Genomic DNA, 270 nt, shown 5'->3' with positions numbered 1-270 from the left:
CATTTGATGCCGAAGGTCGTGCTCGTCTAGCAAAAATCATTGAAGAAAAACGTAAAGAAACCAACGATATTCAGCAAGAAAACCGCATCAAAATTGAACAGCGTAATCTTGAAGCAGAAAAAGAATCGTTAGAAATCGAAAAGTCGGAAGAAGAAGCTCGCCTCGCTCAGCAACAGTCGCTTGAATTTAAACGTGCCGATCAAAAAGCTGAAATCATTAAACAAAAAGAAAATAAAGCCCGCGAAGAGCGTGAAGCCGAAATTGCCAAAG

General features: G+C 40.4%; 1 pseudogene. It reads left to right on the top strand.

The annotated features are described in order from the left end of the window. Positions 1 to 270, top strand: a pseudogene (locus AAEY88_RS13755) (flotillin family protein); the annotation flags it as partial.

It is taken from the genome of Psychrobacter sp. CAL346-MNA-CIBAN-0220 (assembly GCF_040309805.1).
In the GTDB taxonomy this organism is placed as follows: Bacteria; Pseudomonadota; Gammaproteobacteria; order Pseudomonadales; family Moraxellaceae; genus Psychrobacter.
This window is presented reverse-complemented; position numbering and strand designations above follow the sequence as displayed.